Origin of the sequence: Mucilaginibacter pedocola, assembly GCF_002013915.1 — a bacterium.
Taxonomy (GTDB): domain Bacteria; phylum Bacteroidota; class Bacteroidia; order Sphingobacteriales; family Sphingobacteriaceae; genus Mucilaginibacter; species Mucilaginibacter pedocola.
In genome coordinates this window covers 404020-428548 of record NZ_MBTF01000034.1, presented here as the reverse complement: position 1 = coordinate 428548, position 24529 = coordinate 404020, and the positions used below count along the sequence as shown (strand labels likewise).

Annotated in this window: 21 protein-coding genes; 7 read left to right on the top strand and 14 right to left on the bottom strand. The window is 45.4% G+C overall.

Annotated features, from left to right (window positions below; translation table 11 throughout):
- Nucleotides 1-19: 19 nt before the first annotated feature.
- Complete coding sequence (locus BC343_RS22345) at nucleotides 20-1321, top strand: Na+/H+ antiporter (RefSeq protein WP_078350010.1); 1302 nt, start codon at nucleotides 20-22, stop codon at nucleotides 1319-1321.
- 77 nt (nucleotides 1322-1398) lie between these two features.
- Here the strand turns inward: BC343_RS22345 and BC343_RS22340 are convergent, their stop codons facing one another.
- The 7 genes from BC343_RS22340 to BC343_RS22310 form a co-directional block, all read right to left on the bottom strand.
- A complete protein-coding gene (locus tag BC343_RS22340) occupies nucleotides 1399-2121 on the bottom strand; it encodes a DUF4397 domain-containing protein (RefSeq protein WP_162276914.1) in 723 nt (240 codons plus the stop codon).
- Nucleotides 2122-2216: 95 nt separating this feature from the next.
- Nucleotides 2217-2621 (bottom strand): DUF1398 domain-containing protein, encoded by a 405-nt coding sequence (locus BC343_RS22335; RefSeq protein ID WP_078350008.1) that lies wholly within the window; start codon nucleotides 2619-2621, stop codon nucleotides 2217-2219.
- A gap of 186 nt (nucleotides 2622-2807) precedes the next feature.
- Nucleotides 2808-3569: a helix-turn-helix transcriptional regulator gene (locus tag BC343_RS22330; RefSeq protein ID WP_078350007.1), complete on the bottom strand. Its 762-nt coding sequence runs from the start codon at nucleotides 3567-3569 to the stop codon at nucleotides 2808-2810.
- Nucleotides 3570-3596: 27 nt separating this feature from the next.
- The gene (locus BC343_RS22325) at nucleotides 3597-4007 is read right to left on the bottom strand and encodes a response regulator (protein ID WP_078350006.1); all 411 of its coding nucleotides are present in this window, start codon (nucleotides 4005-4007) and stop codon (nucleotides 3597-3599) included.
- Nucleotides 4007-5236 carry a sensor histidine kinase gene (locus tag BC343_RS22320; RefSeq protein ID WP_078350005.1) on the bottom strand — a complete coding sequence of 410 codons (1230 nt, stop codon included), beginning with the start codon at nucleotides 5234-5236 and terminating at the stop codon, nucleotides 4007-4009. The genes BC343_RS22325 and BC343_RS22320 overlap by 1 nt, the downstream gene beginning before the upstream one ends.
- 239 nt (nucleotides 5237-5475) lie before the next feature.
- Nucleotides 5476-5670 carry a hypothetical protein gene (locus BC343_RS22315; protein ID WP_078350114.1) on the bottom strand — a complete coding sequence of 65 codons (195 nt, stop codon included), beginning with the start codon at nucleotides 5668-5670 and terminating at the stop codon, nucleotides 5476-5478.
- 138 nt (nucleotides 5671-5808) lie between these two features.
- Nucleotides 5809-6156, bottom strand: coding sequence for an MmcQ/YjbR family DNA-binding protein (locus BC343_RS22310; protein ID WP_078350004.1), 348 nt, complete (start codon nucleotides 6154-6156; stop codon nucleotides 5809-5811).
- 263 nt (nucleotides 6157-6419) lie between these two features.
- Here BC343_RS22310 and BC343_RS22305 point away from each other — a divergent pair, with 263 nt between their 5' ends.
- The 4 genes from BC343_RS22305 to BC343_RS31245 all read left to right on the top strand — a co-directional run bounded on the left by BC343_RS22305 (nucleotide 6420) and on the right by BC343_RS31245 (nucleotide 11103).
- Nucleotides 6420-7904 carry an alpha-amylase gene (locus BC343_RS22305; RefSeq protein ID WP_078350003.1) on the top strand — a complete coding sequence of 495 codons (1485 nt, stop codon included), beginning with the start codon at nucleotides 6420-6422 and terminating at the stop codon, nucleotides 7902-7904.
- Nucleotides 7905-7955: 51 nt separating this feature from the next.
- Complete coding sequence (locus BC343_RS22300) at nucleotides 7956-9734, top strand: glycoside hydrolase family 9 protein (RefSeq protein WP_078350002.1); 1779 nt, start codon at nucleotides 7956-7958, stop codon at nucleotides 9732-9734.
- A 114-nt stretch (nucleotides 9735-9848) separates the two neighbouring features.
- Complete coding sequence (locus BC343_RS22295) at nucleotides 9849-10856, top strand: NAD-dependent epimerase/dehydratase family protein (protein WP_078350001.1); 1008 nt, start codon at nucleotides 9849-9851, stop codon at nucleotides 10854-10856.
- Nucleotides 10857-10917: 61 nt separating this feature from the next.
- The gene (locus tag BC343_RS31245; protein ID WP_078350000.1) at nucleotides 10918-11103 is read left to right on the top strand and encodes a hypothetical protein; all 186 of its coding nucleotides are present in this window, start codon (nucleotides 10918-10920) and stop codon (nucleotides 11101-11103) included.
- A 73-nt stretch (nucleotides 11104-11176) separates the two neighbouring features.
- Here the strand turns inward: BC343_RS31245 and BC343_RS22285 are convergent, their stop codons facing one another.
- Nucleotides 11177-12235, bottom strand: a complete 1059-nt coding sequence (locus BC343_RS22285; RefSeq protein WP_078349999.1) for a hypothetical protein — start codon at nucleotides 12233-12235, stop codon at nucleotides 11177-11179.
- Nucleotides 12236-12303: 68 nt separating this feature from the next.
- Nucleotides 12304-13344 carry a gliding motility lipoprotein GldB gene (gene gldB / locus BC343_RS22280; protein WP_078349998.1) on the bottom strand — a complete coding sequence of 347 codons (1041 nt, stop codon included), beginning with the start codon at nucleotides 13342-13344 and terminating at the stop codon, nucleotides 12304-12306.
- A gap of 67 nt (nucleotides 13345-13411) precedes the next feature.
- On the opposite strand from gldB, the gene BC343_RS22275 reads away from it, so the two are divergent.
- Together BC343_RS22275 and BC343_RS22270 are read left to right on the top strand one after the other, a co-directional pair.
- The gene (locus tag BC343_RS22275) at nucleotides 13412-15061 is read left to right on the top strand and encodes an NAD+ synthase (RefSeq protein WP_078349997.1); all 1650 of its coding nucleotides are present in this window, start codon (nucleotides 13412-13414) and stop codon (nucleotides 15059-15061) included.
- Between the two features lie 175 nt (nucleotides 15062-15236).
- Nucleotides 15237-15851 carry a DUF4136 domain-containing protein gene (locus BC343_RS22270; RefSeq protein WP_078349996.1) on the top strand — a complete coding sequence of 205 codons (615 nt, stop codon included), beginning with the start codon at nucleotides 15237-15239 and terminating at the stop codon, nucleotides 15849-15851.
- Between the two features lie 56 nt (nucleotides 15852-15907).
- Here BC343_RS22270 and BC343_RS22265 read toward each other — a convergent pair whose 3' ends face one another.
- The 5 genes from BC343_RS22265 to BC343_RS22245 all read right to left on the bottom strand — a co-directional run bounded on the left by BC343_RS22265 (nucleotide 15908) and on the right by BC343_RS22245 (nucleotide 24378).
- Complete coding sequence (locus tag BC343_RS22265) at nucleotides 15908-16108, bottom strand: hypothetical protein (RefSeq protein ID WP_078349995.1); 201 nt, start codon at nucleotides 16106-16108, stop codon at nucleotides 15908-15910.
- Between the two features lie 11 nt (nucleotides 16109-16119).
- Nucleotides 16120-18882, bottom strand: a complete 2763-nt coding sequence (locus BC343_RS22260) for a T9SS type A sorting domain-containing protein (protein ID WP_162276913.1) — start codon at nucleotides 18880-18882, stop codon at nucleotides 16120-16122.
- A 97-nt stretch (nucleotides 18883-18979) separates the two neighbouring features.
- Nucleotides 18980-19264: a hypothetical protein gene (locus BC343_RS22255; protein ID WP_078349993.1), complete on the bottom strand. Its 285-nt coding sequence runs from the start codon at nucleotides 19262-19264 to the stop codon at nucleotides 18980-18982.
- A 297-nt stretch (nucleotides 19265-19561) separates the two neighbouring features.
- On the bottom strand, nucleotides 19562-19792 hold the full coding sequence (locus BC343_RS22250; RefSeq protein ID WP_078349992.1) for a hypothetical protein: 231 nt from the start codon (nucleotides 19790-19792) through the stop codon (nucleotides 19562-19564).
- A 5-nt stretch (nucleotides 19793-19797) separates the two neighbouring features.
- Nucleotides 19798-24378, bottom strand: coding sequence for a T9SS type A sorting domain-containing protein (locus BC343_RS22245; RefSeq protein WP_143822310.1), 4581 nt, complete (start codon nucleotides 24376-24378; stop codon nucleotides 19798-19800).
- Nucleotides 24379-24529: the final 151 nt, after the last annotated feature.

The following is a 24529-nucleotide window of genomic DNA, read 5'->3' as shown; positions in this document are numbered from 1 at the left end:
TGTTACCTTTAAATACCGCATGGAAAACTACAGTATCGTCATCTTCATCCTCGCTATTATGATAGGGTTTTCGGCTATTGCCGATAAGGTAAAGCTGCCTACGCCCGTCCTACTGATTATAGCCGGTGTGGGTATTGGTTTTGTACCCAGCCTGCCCGATATTGAACTTGACCCCGAGATAGTTTTCCTGATATTTTTGCCGCCCTTGTTGTACGATGCTGCCTTTAATATCAACTACCAAACTTTTAAAACCAATATAAGCACCATCAGCACGCTGGCTATTTCGCTGGTGTTTGTTACAGCGGCGGGTATTGCCGTGGTAGCACATTATATGATACCGGGGATGACATGGCCGGTATCTTTTGTTCTTGGTGCCATCCTTTCGGCAACAGATGCCGTGGCGGCCATGAGTATTACCAAAGGGCTTGGGCTATCGCATAAAACCAATACTATTTTAGAAGGCGAGAGCCTGGTGAATGATGCTTCGGCATTGGTGGTATACCGTTTTGCGGTGGCCGCCGTAACCGGTGCAGCCTTTGTGTTTTGGAAGGCGGGTTTGGTGTTTTTGGGGCTAATGGCAGGCGGCTTTTTGGTAGGGGCGGTAATGTCTAAAATACTGGCCATGATTATTCAGCGCATTAAGCAGAATAGTTTGGCCGTTATTAGTTTTATGTTGCTGGCACCCTTTGTAACCTACCGCGTTGCCGAGGAATTGCACGTATCGGGTGTTATTGCGGTAGTGGTTTTAGGGCTGGGGATTGCCCGTTTCAGCAGTAAGGTTTTTCCGGATAGCTTGAAAGAGCAATCGAAGAACATTTGGGATATCATTATCTTTTTGCTCAACGGGCTTATATTTATCTTCTTGGGGCTGCAATTGCCTTTTGTGATAAAGCATATCGATAGCAGCCAGGTTTGGCCCTATGTTGGGTATTCGTTTGTAATCACCGTGGTTGCGCTTATTCTGCTTATGTGGCGCGTGTTTGGCCAACGAATAAACCTGCAAAAAGCTTTTGCCAAGGGCAAACATAAAATAACCGAAGATGCCTTGCTCGACCTGAAGAACTGCTTTATCATCAGTTGGTCGGGTATGCGGGGCATTGTATCGTTGGCCATTGCCATCGGTTTGCCGCTTAAACTTGCCGATGGTACGCCCTTTCCGCAGCGTAACGATATCATTTTTATATCGGTAGTGGTAGTGCTGTTTACCGTAGTAGGGCAGGGGCTTACTTTGCCCTGGATAGTAAGGCGCTTAAGTAAAGAGCAGGCAGCTCCCGCGGAGGTAAAACCCTCGCGCAGCCGTAGCACGGTTATAAAGCCCTGAAGCCGGTTATCATATAAAACAAAAAAACCGGCGCTATGGCCGGTTTCCTGTTTTTAAATAGGTAGGTGAGAATGCGTTTAGTAGTAGTAAACGTTGGTTTGAATTTTTCCAGCCAGTTTTTTAGCGTCGGGCGTGCCGGCTGCTGCAAGGCCTTGTAACCATACGGTGTATAACGAGCCATTGCTTAAGTTAACGTTTGTTAGCGTAGCTAATACGGTAGCAGTGCCTGCCTGGCGAATTTCAAGCGTGTACTTGTTTGAAGCAACCGGTACAAAGCCAGAGTAAGCTTTGAAGGCTTTGTTAGCAACAACTGTAGCGCCATCTTTTATAACCAGGTCAACAGCCGGAGCATCGGGGCTAAGGTTTATCAGCCTTACGCCTGCTTTGCCATCTGCCGGTTTAGCAATAGTATCGCTCAATAACAAAAGTTGCTCATTGCCTGTGGTGTTGGTCAGAAACAACGAGTAATACCTGTTTTGGTTAAGCGTAAGCGTGTCAGATTTGTAGACGGTTTGTGTACCCGCTGTAGTAAATTTAGCAGTACGTTTGCCGGTGTAAGCGCTCACATAATCAATACCGTTTCCAAAGCCAAAAGAGTATACGTTTGCCTTATTGGCATCTAAGTAGAAATCGAGCGAAGGTGCATCCGGTGCAGCGTTGATCACTGATAGCAGTGCAATAGGCGCTTGCGGCTGGTTATCGTTAGTTTTTAAACATGAGCTTAGCGCCACGGCCAGCAAACACATCATCCCGACCATGCCTGCCCACTTCCTTGAATTGTGTTGAACGTTTTTCATCATAAATTTTTTTTTTTGTAATACCAACATTACGGGGCTACTGATGAAAACGATACAAATCGGTGGTTTATTTTGCTAAATAGTTGTTTTGTAGTGCGTTAAAATTGATAGCCCAACTGTGGTATAGGTTCTGCTACCATCTGGCTGCCTGCCGCATCGTAGTAAATACAAAGCATTTTTTGGGTATCTATTACCCATTTTTCTACGCCAGCATCGGAAGCCTGTTTGCAAAAGGTTATAAAATCGGTTTGCCCTTGCTGGTGTATGGTGATAGTGTTACGCAAAGCATCGGCAGAGGATGATGATGCTATTTGCAGCGACTCGTATATGGCCGGCGATGATACTCTATGCCCGCCTTCGCCGTAGTAAATAGTGTGCCCGTCGGCAACCCAATATTCATAGGTTATCAGCCCGAGCTGTTTTATTTCCTGAATGTACGCCGGGAAATCGGCGCCGGTTTTTACTTTGCTGTGCGCTGCTTTTAGTTGCTGTAGTGTGAACATGGTGCTTTGATTTGATGATGCAAAACTACCGAGCCCGTGCTACTGCCCATTGTAAAAAATCGTTTAATACGGGCCGTGCTTCCCCGTGGGTTGAAACCCACGGCTACAATATGTTTCGTCCGCTATGCGGACTTTGTTGTTGCTAAAATTAAGCATGGTTTTAAATAGAGGTATATGCTGCGTTGCCTAAATATCTTTTAGGTATTGCTCCGGCGTTACGCCTGTAAAACTTTTAAAGTCCTTAATAAAATGCGCCTGGTCGAAATAGCCCGACCGATAGATAACCTCGCGATAATTTGTTTGCTTAAGCGCATGCATTACCGCCTTGATGCGTATAATAGAAGCGAACTTTTTTGGCGTTGCACCCACTAAACTGCGGAAGCGTTTCTCGAGCGGGCTTTGGCTGGTATGCAGTTGGTTGGCCAATTCGGCTATTCGGACGTTGCCATTGTGTTGATAGATGGTTTCGATGGCCTTGTTCACCAGTAGGTCGGGCGAGAGCGGGTTTAGGCGAGCGAGCAGTAAATTTTCTACTATTGCAATGCGTTCGGTATCGGTACCTGCAGCGCAAAGCCGCTCTTCTGTTTCGGCCAGTTGATTATGTGAGAAGAAATTATTGAGCGGAATGCTTTCGCCAAATAACTCATTAAGCGGTAGGCGGAGGAAATTGGCGGCACCTGTTTCGGTGAACATCACCAGCACCGTACCAATGTTGGGGGAGTTTTTAAATACGCGGTAGGTATCAAGTAAACCCGTAATGCCCGATGTGGCGAGAGAAACATTTGCAGAGCCGTTTTCAAATGCTAAAGTGCCCGAGTACTGGAACCCCATTACCAGCGATGTGCCGGGGAGTACTTTATAGGTTTGGGCCTCGGCGTTTTCCGAAATAACAAATTGCTTTACATACGGCTTTAGCGCACTGCAGGGTATGTAGCATTGGAATCTCATTTAACATCAGGAGAAAGCTTTGTGGTGTTATTCCGCTTCCTGTACTCTCTTTAAAATTTCGTGCAGGTGATCTACCGTTAACGGCTTTACTATAAAATCGCTAACAATTTCAATAGCGCGGGCGCGGGCGTAGTCTTCCTCATCGATAGATGAGCTAACGATAAATACAGTGATCTTCTTGCCCATTTCGGGCACCAGCTTTACATATTCGGCCAAAAACTGCCACCCATCCAATACAGGCATATTAATGTCGAGCAGTATCAGGTCGGGCAGGGCTTCGGCGTTGTGCGCATTGGCTATAAAAAAATCTAATGCAGCCTGCCCGTTATGGAAGAATATGGTTTTGTTAGCAATTTCAGATCGGCCTATGATGCGTTTAACGGTGAAGGTGTATATCTCATCATCGTCAACCACACATGCAATATCAACTTTAGTCATCAAAAAATTATTTTAAACGTTGCACCGTTACCCGGTGTACTCTCTACTTCTATTTGCCCTCCCTGCGATTCTATCTGAGTCTTCACTAAAAACAACCCAACGCCGTGCGCGTCTTTACGGTTGTGAAAGGTTTTATACAACCCAAATATCTTTTTCCCGTGCAGGGTAAGGTCTATGCCTAATCCATTATCGCTGCACTCTAAAACCGTACGTAACTGGTTGTTAATATACGTTTTTAATTTTATTTCCAGCGGAATATCTGCCCGCCGGTATTTCAGGGCGTTGGATATTAAGTTGATCAGTATACTTTCCAGGTAAATGTGCGGGAAAGTTACCTCTGCAGCCTCAAAATCGGCGGCGAATTTAGCATTATTTACCTTAAGGTCCGACTCGAATATTTTCAGCACTCCATCGGTAACTGCCTCAAAATTAAGCGTGGTTGATTTGATAACACTCTCCTTTATTTTAATGGCGTGCGACAGGTCTTCCAGCGTATTGTTGAGCGACCGCGATACATTGTTTATTTTTTCGAACAGTTCGGCATTAGTTTTATCCAGCTTCTCAATTTGAACCAGGCTCGATACTAAAGCGATGTTGCTGGCATGGTTGCGTATGTTGTGCGATAGGATGTGCGTAAAGTTTTTTAGTTGCTGGTTGTGCTGCGTGGTAAGCTCCAACGAGCGGTTGAGGGCTATTTCATTTTGGCTTAGTTTTTCTTCTACAATGCGGCGCTTCTCTATTTCAGCCTCCAGCTCGGCAACGGTGCGCAAGTTAAACACCAGGGGTATTACTCGGTACAGGGCATATACGGTAAATATGGATACGACAGCCGTAATAAAACGCACCAACGCACTGAGGCGGTAGGCGGGCCACCAAAATATGGCAGCATCAATCAAATGCGTGAGCCCGCAAAGCAGTATAAAAGCCACAAAAAGCAGAAAGATCTTATGAAAGGGGATATCTTTCTTCTTGCGCAACAGTAAAAGCATCATGATGGGGATAGCAAAATAGGCCGCCCAAATGCCAATGTCGGATATAATGTACAGCCAGCCATGGAAATCGCTCCAGCTGCCGCAATGCCAGCGCGGGGGCCAATCGGCAGTGCTGAATATATTGCTGAAAAAATCGGCAACCTGTGTGCCTAACGAGGCCTTTACAGGTGGTTTTACGGGGGCACAAACGGGGCCGCACAATTTGCTTGTGTGGCTTAGGCTATCGATAAGTTTCAAGGCTGGAAAGTTTTGCAATAAATATAATTAATTAAATGTTGCTTAAAAACTTATCGAAATAATTTAAGTGTTGATTTGTAGGGCTTAATGTAAATTTAAACGGCTTAATTGATGTTTAAATAACCCGGGTTTGCCCCCCTTTAGTTGTGTGCGGTTGCTTATAAACAAAAAAGCACCTGCAGGTATAAATGCAGGTGCTTTTAGCGAGTGCGCCGAAATATATTTCCGGGGCTTGGCTATCAGCCGTTGGGCTGTGCTGCTTTTACAGTTTGCTCTACTTTTTCTTCGGCGAACTGTTTTACTTTATCAAACCATTGCGGTGCATCTTCAACAAGATCATCAAGCACCGAACGGCCGTTTTCATTTTTCTTTATCAGGTAGTTTACGCCGTAACCTACGGCCGCACCAATTGCTATAAATTTTAATAAGCCCATCACTTTATGTTTTTTAAGTAAATATATAGTGGTGGTTGCAAGGATGATGCCAAACAAGATTTAGAGATGTTAGCCTTTTTAACAGGATTAAGGGATTTAAAGATTGAGACAGGATTTTTTTAATCGGTGGAATCATTTCTACCTATCGGTGTAATCACCCAAAAGTTTCTTTGTCGCCCTGTTTTTCCAGGCTTGTATAAGCAGCGGTTTTAATTCCTCGGGGTCGGCTTGGGCGAGGTGTACCAGCACGTAATCGTAATTGAGGTAATGGTCGGTCACAAAGTAAACGTTGGGGTTGGCGGCAATGAGGTTATCCCGCTCGGTGGAGCCTACCACCAGCGTTTCGCCGTCTTCCCAAATGCGGGTAAATGTCTTTTTGTTTACGTAGAACGCAGGCGTGCCGAAGCAAAGTTTTTCGGTTACGCCGGGTAATGGCAACAACGTATTTCGCAAAAACTGCAGGTAAATAAAGGCGGCGTCTTCCATAATTAAAGGTAAACAAGATGTTTGATAATACCGGGTTGTTTTACGATTACCTTTTGAAGCGTTTTTACAGGATGACAGGATGCAGGGATTTTACAGGATTATTTTAAATTTCAATAGATTCAAAATCGCTGAGAAGAATCCTGCTTCATCCCTCCATCTTCAAAATCCTGTTAAAATATGTTGTTCAAATAAAGTGCACCGCAAACCAATTTCATGTTGCTTAGTTATGTATGCTGTTTAAACATGTAATTTCTTGTTCATCTATGGAAAATTTTACAATGCTGCAGTTTTTTGAATGGTACTACCCCGGCGACGGCAGCTTATACGATCACTTAAAGAACGATGCCGAGAGGCTTAAAAATATAGGTATAGATGCGGTTTGGCTTCCGCCTGCGTATAAAGGCGAAGCAGGGGGCTATTCGGTTGGTTACGATGTATATGATATTTACGACTTGGGCGAGTTCGACCAAAAAGGTACCGTGCGCACCAAGTATGGCACCAAGCAACAACTGATAGATGCTGTGCAAACCGCCAAAAGCAAAGGCCTATCGGTTTATATGGATATTGTGCTGAACCATATGGGCGGTGCCGATGAAAAGGAAAAAGTAACCGTACGCAAGGTAAACCCCGACGACCGTAACGAGTTCATCAGCGAAACTTTCGAGATAGAGGCTTATACTAAATTTACTTTCCCCGGCAGGCAGGGAAAGTACTCGCAATTTGTGTGGGACTGGCAATGCTTTAGCGGTGTTGATTATGATGCTGCCAAAAACGAATCGGCCATTTACAGTATACAGAATGAGTATGGCGATGGCTGGGAAGACGTAGTTGGCGACGAGAACGGCAATTACGATTACCTGATGCTTGACGATATTGATACCCGCAACCCCGCCGTGCGCGATGAGTTGAAACGCTGGGGCAAATGGTTTCATGATACCGTGCAGTTCGATGGGATGCGGCTGGACGCTATTAAACACATCTCCTACGATTTTTATAACGATTGGCTGGATACCCTGCGCGAACAGACCGGTAAAGAATTGTTTACCGTTGGCGAATACTGGAGCTACGAGGTCGACTTGCTGCAAGAATACATTGCGGCAACAGAAGGCCGCTTGTCGCTTTTTGACGCGCCGCTGCACGAGAACCTGCACAAGGCATCGGCAGGCGGTAAGGATTTTGACCTGACCAAAATATTCGATAATACCCTTGTTGCAGCAAACCCATCAAGGGCAGTAACGCTGGTAGAGAACCACGATACCCAGCCTTTGCAATCGCTGGCCATGCCGGTAGAGCAATGGTTTAAACCGCTGGCCTACGCGCTGATATTGCTGCGCGAGCATGGCTACCCCTGCGTTTTCTATGCCGATCTGTACGGTACAAAATATACCGACAAAGGCGACGACGGGCAAGACCACGAAGTGGTACTACCCGCAGTTGCCGAAATGGAAAGCCTGCTATACACCCGCAAGCATATTGCCTACGGCACCCAGCGCGATTACTTCGACAACCCCAACTGCATAGGCTGGACACGCGAAGGCGACGGCGAGCACGAAAACTCGGGCTGCGCCGTGCTATTAACCAATGGTGATGAGTGCAGCAAAAGCATGGAAGTAGGCAAAGCACATGCAGGCAAAGTATTTGTAGACTACCTGAACAAGCACGATGCCGAGGTAACCATTAACGAAGAAGGCTGGGCCGAATTTCCGGTGCGTGCCGGTTCGGTTTCCGTATGGGCAATTAAAAAATAAGTTGCTATTTTTAGGGCAGCCGTTGCATCTCACCCGGCGGCTGCCCTATCTATGAAGAAACTATACTTCAGCCTGCTTTTTTCAGTCGCCTGTTTTGCAGCTTTTGCTACTCCCGTTATCTACGTAAACCAAATTGCTTTTGATAGCAATGGCCCCAAAAGTGGTGTGGTACAGTTCGATAGTAAGCTTACCAAAGCCTTCGCCTTTGAGTTGGTAAATATTGCTACAGGCAGGGTAGCCCATACCGGCATGTTAAGCGAGCCCGAAACCATTAGCGACTGGGCTCCGGGCAAATTGTTCTTCCAGGCAAACTTTTCGGCATTCCGGGTGGCGGGTAAATACCGGTTGCGTATTAAATATGCCGGGGCGGTTTACACCTCATCGCCCTTCGAGATAGGCGAACATGCCGTTGCCAAACGCACGCTTTCTGCCATTATTCATTATTACAATAAACAACGCGCCAATACCCCGGGCGAATTGGCGGCTGATGCTAAAATGCAGCTGTTCGGCAGTAACGATAAGGTAGACTTGCGGGGCGGCTGGTGCGATGCTTCAGGCGATGTAAGCAAATACTTTTCGCACCTGGCCTATGCCAATTACTTTTCGCCACAGCAAATACCCTTGGTTACCTGGAGCATGGTTAGCGCTGATGAAGCCATCCCCGGCCTGCTCAAAAAATGGAACCTTAAAGATTCGCTGGAAACCGAAGCCCTTTACGGTGCCGATTACATGATGCGTGCCCTGAGCAAGGACGATTATTTTTACATGATCGTTTTCAGCTATTTTAATAAAGACCCTAATGCCCGCCGCGTGGTGGGTTTGCTGGCTAATAGTGTTACCACTAACCAGTACCAATGTGCTTTCCGAGAGGGTGGAGGCATGGCCATAGCTGCCCTTGCCCGTATATCGCAATGGAAAAAGGATGGCGATTTTACATCAGCACAATATCTCGACGGTGCTAAACGCGCCTTTGCCCACCTTCTGGCCAACAATACCAAATACGATGATGATGGCAAGGAAAATATTATAGACGATTATTGTGCCTTGATGGCAGCCACCGAACTTTGGATAGCTACCGACGAGGAACAATACCGCACCGAAGCACGCAAACGCGCCGCAAACCTAAACGGCAGGATGACGGCAGCGGGTTATTTTCTATCTAACGATGCTAACCGTCCATACTTCCATGCATCAGATGCGGGCTTGCCGGTAGTGGCTTTAACTCGTTATCTAAGCAAGGAAAAAGAAGAAACCTATCGTGTTTCCGCACTAAAAACCATTAAGCAGGCGTTGGATTACAATTTGGCTGTTACCAACCGCATCAGCAATCCCTTTGGCTATGCCCGCCAAAGCTTTTTATTTAAGGGGAAAGTGAAAGATGGTTTTTTTATTCCTCATGAAAACGAAACGGGCTGGTGGTGGCAGGGAGAGAACGCCCGCTTAGGTTCACTTGCTACAGCTGCGGTAGTAGGTGGCAGGTTGGTTTACCCCGCCGAGGGGAATTGGGGAATAAAAGCAACACTTGCCGATTATGCCGAACGCCAGCTATCGTGGATAATGGGCTGCAACCCTTACGATATGAGTTTTATTTATGGCTTCGGCAAAAATAATGTGCCGTATATGGCATCTAACTATGGGCATGGCAGCGAACGTGGCGGCATTTCTAACGGCGTAACAGGTAAAGATGGCTGTGCAGATGGCTCGGGTATTGATTTTAAGCGCGAAGCGGCGGGCAACGAGTGGCGTTGGACCGAACAATGGATCCCCCACGCCGCTTGGTTTTTGCAAGCCGTGGCCGCAATGGCGCAGCCGGTAGACGCAAACAAATAGGTTGTAAGGGGCGCCGTTGGCATTTTTTTTGCCATCTTTGAGCACGACGGGATGGGAATAGTGCAGGCCCCCAAATTTTTTGAACTGACACTTTAAACATACTTCTATATTATTATGATAACATCACTGGTAACCGGCGGTGCCGGGTTCATAGGCTCACACGTAGCTAAACATTGCCTTAACTTAGGCCACAAAGTAATTGTACTTGACGACCTTAGCGGTGGTTTTGAAGACCACGTGCCCGCAGGTGTGGAGTTTATTGAAGGTTCGATAAACGATTACGAACTGCTGGAGAAATTATTTGAGGAACATAAGTTTGATTATGTGTACCACCTGGCCGCCTATGCTGCCGAAGGTTTATCGCACTTTATCCGCAGGTTCAACTATAATAACAACCTTATTGGTTCGGTAAACCTGATCAATTTATCGGTACTGCATAAAGTAAAATGCTTTGTGTTCACTTCGTCTATAGCTGTTTACGGTGCAGGCCAATTGCCGATGCGCGAAGATTTGGTTCCACAACCCGAAGATCCGTATGGCGTAGCGAAATATGCTGTGGAGATGGACCTGAAAGCCGCCCACCATATGTTCGGTTTAAACTATGTTATCTTCCGCCCGCACAATGTGTATGGCGAAAACCAAAACATTGGCGACAAATACCGCAACGTTATCGGTATCTTCATGAACCAGATAATGCAGGAAAAACCAATGACTATTTTTGGCGATGGTGAGCAAACCCGCGCCTTTAGCTATATTGATGATGTAGCGCCGCATATTGCCAATAGCGTTAACGTGCCTGCTGCTTACAACGAAGTATTTAACGTAGGTGCCGATAAGCCATACACTGTGAACGAACTGGTGCAGGTAGTGGCCAGCGAATTGGGTGTTGAACCAAAAGTTACCCACCTGGAAGCCCGCAAAGAAGTAATGCACGCCCATAGCGACCACTCTAAAGCGGCCGGTGTTTTTGGTAAAAGCCAAAACGTAAGCCTGAAAGAAGGCATCAGCAAAATGGCTGCCTGGGCCAAGGTTGTAGGCTCACGTGCGAGCGCCGAATTTGAGAATATCGAGATTGAAGAAAACCTGCCGCAGGGTTGGACAAAAAAAGCCGTAAACGCTTAAAAATTTATCGGTTTTTCGGTAAAGATTTTTATTTTTGTCGCAACATAAAACAAATACTGCTATGCAATCAATGGAGAACGCGAACTCGGAAAGCCACTATAAATTTTTAGTACTTGCAATTGTTGTAGGTTTATTAGGCGTATTCCTTCGCTTTGCCGATTTTCACTACGCTTCTGCCATTTCCAACATACTGTTGGTTATAGGTTCTGCTTTAGTATTAAGAGGCGTATTTAAAATTCTGGATTAAATTTAATCGTGATATATTTTAAAAGCGTTGCCGTAACTGGCGACGCTTTTTTTTTGCGATTAAAACTTGCGATCTACTTCCGATGAGCGAAGAGAGGCAACCGTACCGAATTGCCGTTTTTTTTCCATGTAGCAATTATTGAGTCTTGGCGAAAAACGCCGGATATTGTAGCCTGTGTATCAAAATCCTCTGTTTTTTCCTCCATGGTTATGTGCCCCTTGGTAATTTTGCCCTCCATATAAATTCCTTTGCCAAATTTTTCGTAGCAATAAATTCCCTGATATTCATCGCCGTAACTTGGCCTTATGATAAGCAGTATGCGGTGTTTGCCAATGTTGCCTGCAAAAAGCTGTGGGAGAGACCGGCATCGATACGAAGCTATATCCGCTTTGTTGATATTGAACAAACATTTGCCTTGATCATCCAGCCATTGTTTAAATTCAGAAAGATGAAACTTTAGGTGCATGTCAAATTGCGCTCTGCCTTCCTTTGGAAGAATGGCTTCGGCGTTTACTACAATTGTGTCGCGTTGGAGGTAAAAGTCAAAATTATTTATCTCTTTCAACGAAGCCAAAGCATCTGTCAGCCATGTGAATGTGGCCTGATCGCCCATTTCCTCAACTTGTTCTTTTAATTGACGGGTGGCTTTTTTGACCACTTGCTTCCTGAATTGTTGATACCCTGTTTTTGTAAACAGGTCTGATAATTGTATTAGATCCCCATTGCCCGAATTAAAGGTATAATAACTGCTCCAGTAATGCATGGTCATCCCGCTTGCCGTTTCTTGCAGGCCAATGCTTAACGTTTTATTATTATTTGAATAGATAGAATACGATAGATCGCTTTTGTTTCCATAAAGCCCGACTTTGCCAACCGCTACTTTTTCGAAAATATTATCGTGCTGATGCCCATTTAGTAGTTCTAACTCTGCCAACTGCAAGAATTGATTTATTTTCTCAATTGCTACCCCTTTTGATGTGTCTTTAAGCAGGATAGGAAATTGAAGTTTACCGGTGTATTTTGTGTTAGTAATGGGTTTTATCCGGAAATAGCCTTTTTGCCCAACAGCCCGTATCGATATAAACACAAGTAAGATAAAGATAATTAAACCTGTTGGCGGCGAAGATCTCATGATGTGCAGCTTACGGTGAGGATTTAAGTTTTTCAAAAGTTGCCAAATCTTTACATTACCCGCAGCGCCTACGGATTCTTCGGCCTATACTTAGCCTCGTTCAATATCTTCTGTGCGTCCCTATCCTGCATTAGTTGTTGTAGCGTTATGTCAGGGTGTTTCTCCATATAGGCTTTAACAATTTGCCAGCCGGTCCAGATACCCAGTTTTGGCGCTGAGTCGTTTTCTTCGCCAAGGCCGGGAGTGAAGGGGGCCTCGTTGAGGTATTTGGTAAGTTTTTGGTAATCGGTTTCGTAAAGCAGGTTCTCTTCTAAAAAGTAACCCCATATATCGCCCTTAAAACTTTCGCACCATTTTAGCTGGGCATCGGTATAGCCAATTTTGGTAGAGTCGGGTACATCAGGCAGTACCTGGTCCATGTAATACATAATTTTACCATTGTAAACCATTTTGGCCAGCAACGTTCTGTCAGCCTCGCGCTCAGGGAACATATCTTCGCGCGCCATGCCTTCTATTACCCGCGGTGTAATGTTATCAGCAGTAAACCTGCGGCTTATGTAGTGCGGGAAAGCATTGGTAAGCGCGGGGTAAAAGCGGGAATCGGCACCCAGAAAAAGATCCAAGCCTATACCAAAGTAGCCTTCTCCAACTGCTATCTGCGTTTGAAAGCCCGATAGGTAAGCATATAGTTTAGGCAAGCGCTGTTGGGGATAAAAGTATTTAATATGCTTAAAGGCATCGGTTAACTCTTCGGTTTGTTTATCAAGGTTAGGGTAGGCGGCATCTACATCATGCTTCAGTTCGCCGTACGATTTATCTGCAAATATATCGCGCAGCTTAGTATAGTACAATGTATCGCGCGAGGTTCCGGCCTTTAATATCCGTTCAATAAAATCGGTATAAAACACACCGTATTTTTTGTAAAGCACGCCGGCTTGTTCGTCCATCGGTTTTAGGCGCAACGAATCAAAATCATGGTCGAAGCGCTCTATTTTTACATCAACCTGTATATCGCTAACATCAATTTTTCTATGTTTGTTACAGGCAGATAGTATCAGCCCGATAGAAAGAATATAAATAAGCCTTGCTTTAAGAGAATAGAAGTCCATTTCTGTCGTTTTAGCAAAAATAATTTTTTTATTTGCATTACCGCGTAGCCCTTACTACCATACAACAATGAAGATAGCATTAGCCCAGCTAAACTACCATATAGGCAACTTCGAGTCGAACACCGGCAAGATCATCCAGCATATCCGCGAAGCTAAAGCAAACGGTGCCGACCTGGTGGTGTTTGCCGAATTATGTGTTTGCGGATACCCCGCCCGCGATTTTTTGGAGTTTAACGAGTTTATCACCCTGTGCGATGAAGCCGCCAAAACCATTGCTGCCGAGTGTACAGATATTGCCTGCATTATTGGCTTGCCCACACCTAACGATAAACCGGAGGGCAAAGACCTGAACAACTCCGCTTACTTCATCGAGAACGGGCAGGTTAAAGCTGTAGTGAATAAGGCGCTGTTGCCCAACTACGATATTTTTGACGAGTACCGCTATTTTGAGCCATCAACACAGTTTAGTTGTATTGATTTTAAGGGCAAACGCATAGCGCTTACTATTTGCGAGGACCTGTGGAACACCATCGAAAACCCGCTGTATGTAACCCGCCCAATGGATTCGTTAATAAAGCAGAACCCCGATGTGATGATCAATATTGCTGCATCGCCATTTGCTTATAACCACGATGAAGAGCGCATTGAAATACTGAAAGATAACGCAAGCCGCTACAATCTTCCGCTGTTTTACGTAAACCACGTAGGCGCCCAAACCGAACTGATATTTGATGGCGGATCGTTAGTGTTTGATAATGCAGGTAATTTGGTTGATGAATTGCCTTACTTTGAAGAAGCCCTGCGTTATTACGATCTGGATGACAACGCCGCAGTATCATTTGCGCACGAAACCACCATCCGTACCGAACGCGAAAGCGATATTGAGCAAATACACCGTGGCCTGGTGCTGGGTATAAAAGATTACTTTGTAAAATCAGGCTTTAAACAAGCCATTTTGGGTTTATCCGGCGGGATAGATTCTGCTGTAGTTTGTGCTTTAGCCGCCGAGGCTCTTGGCCCCGAGAATGTGATGGCGGTGTTGCTGCCCTCGCGTTTCTCCAGCGACCACTCTGTAAAAGATGCCGAGGACCTGGTGAAGAACCTGGGCTGCAAAAGCGAACTGGTTGCCATTGCCAAAATTACGGAAGCTTTCGAGAGTTCGCTTGCTCCGCAATTCAACGGGCTGCCCTTTAATATTGCCGAAGAAAATATACAATCGCGCAGTAGGGCTGTAGTGCTGATGGCTATGTGCAACAAGTTTGGCTATATATTGCTGAATACATCCAACAAAAGCGAGGCAGCTGTAGGCTATGGTACTTTGTATGGCGATATGTGCGGCGGTATATCTGTCATAGGCGATGTGTTTAAAACCCAAGTATTCGAGCTGGCACGCGAGATAAATAAAGAACGCGAGATAATCCCCGAGAATACTATCGTAAAACCACCATCTGCCGAGTTACGCCCCGATCAAAAAGACACCGATTCGCTACCCGAATACGATATACTTGATGCGATATTGTACGAGTACATACTCAACAGGCGCTCATCTGCAGAGATCATAAAACTCGGATTTGATGAAGCGGTTGTGCGTAAAGTGCTTAGGCTGGTAAACATTGCAGAGCATAAGCGCTACCAAACACCGCCTATACTGCGCGTATCGCCAAAGGCTTTTGGTATGGGCAGGAGGATGCCGATTGTTGGGAAATACCTTTCTTAGATCTATTTAATATCTAATGATGAATATTGAACGCCGAATATAGAAGTATAGGCCCCTGAACTTTGAAATTCAATATTCGGAATTTGGTGTTCGATATTTAATTGAATATTTTTTTATTTCCCATTAAACCATTCTACATTTCGTAGTCTAAGCATTATAAATACAAGGTGTTGCCATGAAAAAATATCTTTACCTCGTGCTGGCGGTGTCCTTCTTATCGGCACTTTCGGCCTGCAGCAGTTACAATTATTATACTGCCGCCGGAAACAAAACAAACCTTAGCAGTTACCACACCTTTGCCTGGGCGCCCATGAAGCGCGATAGCAGCAAGCAATGGCGCCCCCTCACCGAAATTGGTAACGGTAAACTAAAAGAATCTGCAAAAGAGGCCCTCATAGGGAAAGGGTTAACGCTTGATGAGCAAAACCCGGATCTGTTGGTAGGCTACGCTACTGCAACGGGTAAGGGTACCAAAATCACTTATTATTACACTCCAATGTATGGCGGCTATTATGGTGGCTTTGGTTATGGCTGGTATCGCCCGTTTGGCTATGGCTATTATGGTTACGGCTATCCGTTTTATGGCGGCGGCGCTTACCCTGCCCGTGTGCCGTATAAAGAAGGTACCATCATTATCGACCTAATAGACCCTAAAACCAACGTATTGGTATGGCGCGGCTACGGCGTTGGTGAGTTGCACAACCCAAAAAGCACCCTGCGCGAAATACCAAAGGTAGTAGAAGGCATTATAAAACAATTGGATTTGGCTCCGCCGATGAGGAAATCATAAAGCCCATACATTCTGAAATATATAAAAGCCCTTTTGGTGTAAAAGCTAAAAGGGCTTTACTTTTTGGCAGACAAGTAAACCAGCACAAAAAAAGTTAACATGCCGGTAACCAGTACCCAATTTTCTACTCCGGCTGTGCAGCTATAGCACATGCTGCAGGCCACGGGCAGTACATACTTGGCTTGTATAAGCATGGGGGCTGTAAGCAATATAAGCGCTACAAGCAGCCATAAGGGTATTTTATTTGCGGTTGCCATTGCATAAGGGGTTAATTTTTAATGAATTTTACCTTTCCTAAAGTGCTGCCATCAGCTTTTATCACCTCTACCACGTATACGCCGGGGCGAAAATCGGCTATGTTCTCTGTCCAGTTATTGTTCGGTGTGTTTTTTTGCATTACCATATAGCCCGTCGAATTATACACCCTCATTCGATAATTTTGCTGCGCCGCTGTTGTTGCCGGTATGCTCACATTTATCATTTGTGCGGTAGGGTTGGGGAACACATTGATAAGCCCGTTGCCCGCCTGACTATCGTAAAAAATGGTAATTGGTTGCGAATAACTAATGCGCCCGTCGGCATTGTTTTGTTTGAGGCGGTACACGTTGTTGCCGGAGGTTGGCTGGCGGTCTATGGTGTTGTATGCGCCTCTGCCGTCGCTTTGCTCATCAAAAAGGGAGGTATATTCGTTGCTGCCGCGGGTTTGTTTCTCCAGCGTAAAGCCGGTGTAATTGCTTTCGTTTTGGGTTTTCCATGTAATATTTATCCCCCCGGTCACTTTAGCGGCATAAAAATCGGTAAGCAGGTATTGGGGCAGGGGCCTGCGGCGAATGGAGAGCTCGAACCTGTTGGCGCCAAAAGTAGCACTGTCGGCCTTGTTTAGGTTAAAATTGTAAACCCTGTGCCGCCGTATGTCTAACGAATCGTTCATGTAGCGGTCCATCAGGTAAATATCATACAGGGTATCAATATTGCGTACGCCTTCCAGTTTTAACTTATAGAGGCCTGTAGCAGCGGCATTCACATTTAGCTTTATACGGCCGCCTGCGTGGTAGTCGGGCATATTGTTAATGGCACTGCTAATACCATCTGCCGATTGGCTTGCCATGGTAACCACATTATTAGGCCCGTTAATATACCGCGCATCCCCGTCTTCAAATTTTGCATCGTAATTAGTACCGAAGTAAATTCCGCAGTAGTCAAAATTCAGGCTGTCTTTTTCCATTTTCATGTACAAGCCGGTTAGTGCAGTGTTATTTTGCGCGGGCATGGCCATGGTGCGTTGTTGTGCATTAGTAAGTTGGCCGTTCACCGCCAGTATTTCTGCTTTGGGGGCACTCATAATAAGGCCGGTGCCCGTTGGGTTAATAGTGGGTACTTTTTGGCTTTCTTTAAATGTGAAAGTTTGCGAACCGTTTATGGCGTGCACCAAAAAACCGCCACCGCTTACCACATATTGCTGTGCAAGTGGGGATGAATTACCGCCGGTTTTAGAATAAGCCACATAGTTTTGGTTGGTTCCGCCTGCACGCTGGTTAAGCAAATAGAAATTATCAACCCCGGGGTTATCGGTTATAACCGTAGCCAAATCAATAGTACAAGGGTAGGGGTTGCCCAGCATATTGTAACCTTTTATACCGGGACCGGGCGCGGCGTACGATAGCGTGTTTACCCCCGTGCCGTTAAACCATAAGTGTACCACAAAGTTGCCCTGGTTTATATAGCCGTTGGCGGTGGTAATGGCATCTACCGGGGGGGCACCGGTAGCGCTGCCTGTGGTGCGGGTACTTGGGCCCACAAAGTAAAAAAGGTAGCCATTGCCAATAGGGATGTTTAGCCCGGTTACGGCGGCATCCGTAGCATGCACGGTATTTACGGTAGATAGCGTACCGGTAGTAGTGCTGGTGGGCGAGCCGGTTACAGCGATAGAAGCTATACCCACATGCTTGCCCGATATATAGCTGGTGTTACTGGCCGCGAGCGATTCTTTATACAAATAAATGCTTGGGCCAAGGCTGGTGCCACTAAACCCGCTGCCCGTGCCACCTGTGCCTCCTGTAAATACACCTGTATAGGTTATATTTAAATATGTGTGGTTTTTAAGATAGCTAAGCCCGAATGTACTGGTAGATGTTGTGGAGTTGCTTTGGTTAACCGGCGACGAAAGCAAGCGGTACCCCCTGTTGGATGTAAGCCCACCGCCCGTAAAAAAGCGCTGAACGTCAAAATACCCCGTAAGACCTGCACTGCTGCCGCTTATGTTACCTATGGCTGCCGAGCCCAAGGCATCCGACTGTAGGGTAAACCGCCCGCCGCTGCTATTGGTAACTCGTGCCGAATTTCCCGTTAGGTTGATGATGGATGTGGAACCCAAATTAAAAAAGCCGCCGCTGTTGTTGGTAACGGAATTGCTTGCCGAGCTTAGGTTAAGTGTACACCGCGATCCCGATGTACCCGCGTTAAAAGTGCCTGAATTGGTGATAACGGCGCTGCCGGCAAATGTTACCGTAGAGGTGCCGTTGATAGTTATTACCCCGGTGGAAGTATTTTGTAACGACGAACTGCTGCCACTTAAAGCCAGTGTAGCACCGCTGATATTGACTACACCGGCGTTAGCGAATACATTGCTCCCGGCAGATATGGTAATGTTTGCTGTTGCATTTACGGTGCCACCACTGTAAACCGTTAGCGCATCTGTAGCCAAAAAAGCGCCTGTTAATGTTAATGCCGATGATACCGTTAAAGTGGCTGCTTTATTTTGGCCAACGTATACGCGCTGGCAGGTTGTGGCCACATTAACCGTGGGCGAGTATGGCCCTGTAAAAACATCGGTGCCCAGTATGGGAGTAAAAGAACCAATATACGCATCATCGCCCGCGCCGGGGTAGCCGGTGAAAACGCCCAGAAATGGCCATATATACCAGTTGTTAACATTATTCCAATCGGTGTTGCCGCCGTTGCCTGTCCAGTAATAAACGGCGGCGTTGGCTTTGGAAGGCATTAAAGATACCGCCACGATAACGGCAAGCATAAGGCATGTTGTTTGCAGCCTTTTACCTAACCTTATACAGTTGCAAATAGTGTAGCGTACATTTAAATGGGTAAACCTTAATGTTGCCATAATTTTACTACTGAATGCTCAACTGCTCTTTTATCTGCTTGCAATGTTGTGGTATCGTATGCCCATCCCTTTTTCCGGGTAAGGCCTGCTGATGTTTATTAAGCTTACCAAACGCATAAACAGCAGCCGAACCGGCCAATAACCAGGCCCAGGTATCCAATGGTACAGGGCAGCCATCGTAAATATCGCAGCCGTCCTCAGGCGGGTCGCCATCCTGGGCATAGGTTTTTATGGGGTTAAATGCCAATAAAAAAAGCAATACCACCAGGCAGCGGGTAAAACATCTTTTCATAACTAAGGCCAATGCTAATTCTCAAAATCTTTCTCTTGTCGGGCTTAATTAATAAGGGATTCCCTAACAGAACAGCTGGTTAATACATAAATATGCTGGCAAATTTTAACCAAATATTCCTATAAGGAGTACGTAAAGGTCGGTGGAATGTTTCGGTTTAATAAGAGGGGAGAAGTAGCCTAACAGTAGAAGTGGAGGTATTTAGCAGTATATCAGAGGATTAGTGGAATAAAAAAAGCCTGTTCATTTTGTTCATGAACAGGCTTATATTTTTATAGAATATCTACGGAAAACCGTTTAGGCCATTAGGGCCTTTTGTTTTTTATTGAGGTTGTAGTAGCCGTAAGCGAAGGCTGCTACAACCAATACTATAACCCATGTATCAAGTGGCACCGGGCAACCGTTAGGGTCATATCCCGGGTCATCTGGGTCGCCGGGGTTTGGTACCTCGTTACACTGGGCAAGTACCAAATTATTAAACGTTCCTAATACTAAAACAGCTATCAGCGCACAAAGCCTTTTCCACATATATATTAAAGTTTTACGAATTTACCGGTAAGCACAGTTTCTTTAGTGCTGGCATCTACTATTTCGATGGTGTAACTACCTGTTGTTAACGATGAGATATCCTGTTGCCCGGTCTCGGATGCAAAGGTACCTGTTTTCACCAATATACCCATGGCGTTATATATTCTTAAGTTAACCTTTGATTTGATAGGCTTGGCCAATACAAATTGTATGCTATTACTTGCCGGGTTAGGGTAAAGGCTCAGTTTACCATCGCCGTTGGTGACAATAATAACAACTTTAGAATACGTTACATTATCGTAAATATCGGTTTGTTTTAAGCGATAGTAAATGGGTTGGGTATCTGTGGCCAAAAAGTTATCGGTGTAGGTATACGTACCTGATGAAGTTGACCTTGAATTACGTACCGCGTCAAAAGTTTTATTATCGGTACTTTTTTGCAGCTCGAAGCTGGTGTAGTCAAACTCGTTTTGGGTATCCCATCTTAACGTTACGTTAGTGCCGGCCTTTTTACCGGTAAACGATACCAGTTTGTAAGGAGGCAATATTTTCTTGCGGATAACAACTTCAAACCTTTCGGTACCAAAGCTGGCCGGGTTGGTTTTATCAAGGTTGAAGTTGTACGTATCGTTGGCGCGAAGGTCTAACGAATCCTTTTTAAAGTGGTCCATCAGGTAAACATCAAACTCGGCGGGTATACCAACCAAACCTGTTCTTTGTATTTTATAAATACCTGTAGCGGTATCATCTACGCTTAAAAATACCGACGTGCGTTGCTTGCCTAAAGGTTGCGAGGCAACCGCTACCAATTTTTTATCGCTGGTTAATGCGCTGAAAAGCGTCGCCTGGTTGGGGCCGTCAAAGTCTTCGGCATCCTCCATGTCGTAAAAAGTATCTTTATAGCTATCCAGGAAACGCAGGTACGAGATATCCCAATTGTTATCATCCTGTATCATTTTCAGGGTGATCATCGGTTCTTCGGTATCAAGCGGGGTGCCCATTAATAACGAGCTTCCTGAAGGTTGGCTGGCGGTTTTCAGGCTTTCGGTAAAGTTAATATAAGTAGTGTTGTTGTTAGCTACCACAAAAAAGCCCTGCCCGCTGGCCAGTGTAACAGCGGCGGCCGGGTTACCTGTGCCTATAGAATTTCCACCGGGCGCAAACGTATAAACCCAACCGGTAGTGCCTACCATATTTGCTGCGGGTAGCACAATAGAAGAAGGATATGGATTGCCAACCAAATTGAATTTACGCCCAATATTACCAAGCGCGTACCTGAATGAGTGCTGGTTTAAGTACCCGGTTTGTAAACCTACCACATCAGCCTCGGGTGCCGGGTAGGGGTTGTTACCGGTTCTAATTAGTTTACCGGTAGCATTGCTTCTGTCGCCCCTGAAATAAAAGTAAAAACCGCTACCAACACCTCTTGTTGAAATTATTGATGCGGGCCCGTCGAACCTGGACCCATAGCCTGTACTTAGTTGGGTGTAGAACAAAATAGTTGAGCCGTTGGCCGTATAGCCGGTAGGTTGGTCGAAACCCTGGCCACTCCCCCCCGAGCCGGTTACAAGCATATTGGTTTTTAAACTACTAAAGTTGAATGCCGCCGAGGTTGCAGTACTGCCGTTAGCTGCTAATTGCGCAGTGCTTGTATTATTTACTGGCGAACTCATCAAACGCCAGCCCCGGTTGGCTGCAACGCCGCCGGTAAACCAACGCTCTACATTTACGTTGCCCGAAATGGTATTATTGGTTGATGTAAGCTGCGCCAACCTTGCAGTACTGTTTGCATCAGATTTTAGCGTTAAAAAACCGTCGCCTGCTGCTACCGTTGCGGTACCCGAAAGTGTTATAGTGCCGGTGCTGTTAACGTTAAACTTGCCCGTTTGGCTGGCGGGAGTGGGGTTAAAAGTTTTTGTATTACTACCACTAAAAGTGAGATCTTGAAAGGTAACCGGTGTTGCGGTATTGGTGTTGATAATGCTTTGTGTACTACCACGGTCAAAATTTACCGTACCGGCACTGGCGATAAAAGTACCCGGGCTTGTATTGGTAAAAGTTGTAGAAGAAATGTTTGCAGTGCCGCCAGCTAAAGTTAGTGTGCCCGTATTGGTAAATGTTGTGCCGTTTACATCAATATTACCGGTAGAGCCTGTATAGGTACCATTGTTTGTAAAGTTACCGGTAACAGTTATTTGGCCGGTACCAGCGTTAAAAATGGCACCGCTGGTGTTGTTGTTGAAATTTGTGCCTACTGCTATAGTGCCGCTACTTGCATTAAAAGTGCCCTGATTATTCAAAGTTTGCGCTGTGGTTATTGTGCCGGTGCTTGCATTAAAAGTACCGTTATTGATGAGCAATCCTGATGATGTGGTAAACGTGCCGCCACCGCCATTGAAAGTGCCATTGTTGGTAGTCGAGGCGACGGTTATTGAACCGGTGTTTTGGGTAACTACGGCAGAGTTGGCCCAGCTACCGGTTACGGTAATGGTAGGGTTGTTAGCCAAACTAACGGCACCGCCACTGGTATTCATAGCTGCACCTACGGTAAGTGCACCACCGGTTACGGTTTTTGCGGCAGCACCCGATAGGGTTAAGTTATCATAGTTGTAATCTACTACCCCTATAGCATCTGCTGTTGTGTAAACCGTTTGAGTGCCGGAGGTGGCGGAATAATTCACGGTGCCTGTACCTGAGCCGTTGTTCGTAAAGTCTATGGTTCCGCCTGTTGCTACAGAAATAGGTGTAGCCCCTGTCAAATTTAATGTAGTATTAGCACTGGTATTATCGGTACTAAATATTGCAGCGTTATTTGCCGTATAACTGGTGTTTGTTGTAGTTAAATTACCTGCAGTAAGCGTGCCTCCATTCTGATAGAAATAGGCATTGTTTACCGAATAACCTGTTTGTGGAATATAAAAAGTAGTATAATTACCTAACGCAGAAGAAGTGGTGTTCAAATTAATTGTACCACTTATGGTCATGGTAGTTACATCAGAATTAATAGTGGTTGTTACTGTTTTCGGCCCACCGGTTCCAAAAAACGATTCTCCGCTGGGAGCCGGCGGGGTACTGGCATCGCCAACCGTAAAGGATGATGCAGTTAAGGTACCGCCGCCCGTAAGTGTAGTAGTAACGTTGCTGGTGGTAGTGTTATGATTTTGGGTAATAGCACCCGAAACGGCAAGTGTATTTGTTACGGTTAGGGTAATTGCCTTTGCTGTTCCTAAAATGATCTGCGCACACGTTGCGCTGGCATTTACTGTGGGTTGAGAGATAAACGAAGTTCCTGAGGATCCGTTATTTAAACTTCCGCTTGCCGTAGAACCTGTAATGGTACCGGTTGTAACTCCAATACGCACCAATGTTGAGGAGGTTGGTACAGCAGCAGGGCTCCAGTTCCTGGAGTCATTCCAGTTAGTGTTATAAGCGCCGGTCCAATCGGTAGGTGTGCCAAAAGTATACGTGATACTGTTCACTATATTCCAGCTGTTGAATGAGTAGTATGGCGTATAAGGTGCACTTGAGTTATTCACAAATGCGCCATCGGTAGCATTGCCGCCTGAATCAAATTTAAATTGCACATTTGAACCCATGTCGCCCGTTGCAATGCTTGATTTAACAGTACCAACTAAGAAATAATAGTAATGGCTGGTTAGGTCGGAAGTGCCATAGCCTTGTTTAAAGTTTGCGAAGCGAATCGCACTGGATGTTATATCTGTAGTGGTAGTAACAACCGCGTCATCTGAGGAATAAATATTGTCGGTAGACAGCACAAGTGAAAAACTCGAAAAGAGCTTACTGATATTATCTATACCTGAAACTAGTACCCTTTGTTGTTCAAAATACGTTAGCCCTCTGGGGTTTACATCAAATCCAAAAAGAGCGTAAGAAGAACCGGTATATAATGTGCTACTTTGAGTTATGCCATTGGCTGCGGTATTTAAGCCCGTTACGTTTAAAACAGTTGTATATAATTTGAGGTCATCCCATCTGAAAATGCCGTTCGTGGCGATTCTCGAATAGCTTTCTAATACAGTATAATTATAAGTGTTATACTGTGTAACCGAGGAACCGTTAAAACCGGCGGAAATATAGGTTTCGGGCGTGGTAGCATTACTTTCGCCAACTGCTAAGTACCAGTAGACAGTGCCGCTTTGATACTTTCTTTGTACTTTGATATTGTAAACCGGGTTTGTAGTGGTGGTGGTAGGTAAAGTGTAAGATATTATATCGGTATTGTAGTTACTGTTTCTGGCCCTTACTACTATCGCATTGCCAATTTGAGTAACATAAAATCCTTGCGATGTTGAAGTTGGAACAGCATCAGTACAGTTTAACCAATATCGCCACCCCGCTCTGTTGGAAGCGGGAGTACCGTTTTGTAGATCCACAATATTACCAGTCGTGGTGGTGGTTCGGTAAAGTAACGACCACTCATAGCTGGCGCCATTAAGGTTTGTACCACTTGGCAATATAGAATAGCTGATAGAACCCGCACCCGATGTAGTGGTAGTAGATTGAACACTTACGCTCGTGCCGGATACTTGATTTAAGTTTCCTGCAGCAGCCGCTGAAAATCCCATGGCAGCTGTGGTACCCCCTGCCACGAATGAATTATAGGAACTATTATCAAATGTGTTATAGTAAAAGTTGTTCCCTCCCGAGGAATAAAGTGTTTCCTGACCGTAAGCTATATTGTTTTGAAAAATAAAACATACAGCTAACATTGAGATA

Bases quoted from the DNA above. Each gene is read 5' to 3' on its own strand.
- BC343_RS22345 (WP_078350010.1), top strand. From the start codon at position 20: ATGGAAAACTACAGTATCGTCATCTTCATCCTCGCTATTATGATAGGG.
- BC343_RS22340 (WP_162276914.1), bottom strand. From the start codon at position 2,121: ATGATGAAAAACGTTCAACACAATTCAAGGAAGTGGGCAGGCATGGTC.
- BC343_RS22335 (WP_078350008.1), bottom strand. From the start codon at position 2,621: ATGTTCACACTACAGCAACTAAAAGCAGCGCACAGCAAAGTAAAAACC.
- BC343_RS22330 (WP_078350007.1), bottom strand. From the start codon at position 3,569: ATGAGATTCCAATGCTACATACCCTGCAGTGCGCTAAAGCCGTATGTA.
- BC343_RS22325 (WP_078350006.1), bottom strand. From the start codon at position 4,007: ATGACTAAAGTTGATATTGCATGTGTGGTTGACGATGATGAGATATAC.
- BC343_RS22315 (WP_078350114.1), bottom strand. From the start codon at position 5,670: ATGGGCTTATTAAAATTTATAGCAATTGGTGCGGCCGTAGGTTACGGC.
- BC343_RS22310 (WP_078350004.1), bottom strand. From the start codon at position 6,156: ATGGAAGACGCCGCCTTTATTTACCTGCAGTTTTTGCGAAATACGTTG.
- BC343_RS22305 (WP_078350003.1), top strand. From the start codon at position 6,420: ATGGAAAATTTTACAATGCTGCAGTTTTTTGAATGGTACTACCCCGGC.
- BC343_RS22300 (WP_078350002.1), top strand. From the start codon at position 7,956: ATGAAGAAACTATACTTCAGCCTGCTTTTTTCAGTCGCCTGTTTTGCA.
- BC343_RS22295 (WP_078350001.1), top strand. From the start codon at position 9,849: ATGATAACATCACTGGTAACCGGCGGTGCCGGGTTCATAGGCTCACAC.
- BC343_RS31245 (WP_078350000.1), top strand. From the start codon at position 10,918: ATGCAATCAATGGAGAACGCGAACTCGGAAAGCCACTATAAATTTTTA.
- BC343_RS22285 (WP_078349999.1), bottom strand. From the start codon at position 12,235: ATGAGATCTTCGCCGCCAACAGGTTTAATTATCTTTATCTTACTTGTG.
- gldB (WP_078349998.1), bottom strand. From the start codon at position 13,344: ATGGACTTCTATTCTCTTAAAGCAAGGCTTATTTATATTCTTTCTATC.
- BC343_RS22275 (WP_078349997.1), top strand. From the start codon at position 13,412: ATGAAGATAGCATTAGCCCAGCTAAACTACCATATAGGCAACTTCGAG.
- BC343_RS22270 (WP_078349996.1), top strand. From the start codon at position 15,237: ATGAAAAAATATCTTTACCTCGTGCTGGCGGTGTCCTTCTTATCGGCA.
- BC343_RS22265 (WP_078349995.1), bottom strand. From the start codon at position 16,108: ATGGCAACCGCAAATAAAATACCCTTATGGCTGCTTGTAGCGCTTATA.
- BC343_RS22260 (WP_162276913.1), bottom strand. From the start codon at position 18,882: ATGCTTGCCGTTATCGTGGCGGTATCTTTAATGCCTTCCAAAGCCAAC.
- BC343_RS22255 (WP_078349993.1), bottom strand. From the start codon at position 19,264: ATGAAAAGATGTTTTACCCGCTGCCTGGTGGTATTGCTTTTTTTATTG.
- BC343_RS22250 (WP_078349992.1), bottom strand. From the start codon at position 19,792: ATGTGGAAAAGGCTTTGTGCGCTGATAGCTGTTTTAGTATTAGGAACG.
- BC343_RS22245 (WP_143822310.1), bottom strand. From the start codon at position 24,378: ATGGGATTTTCAGCGGCTGCTGCAGGAAACTTAAATCAAGTATCCGGC.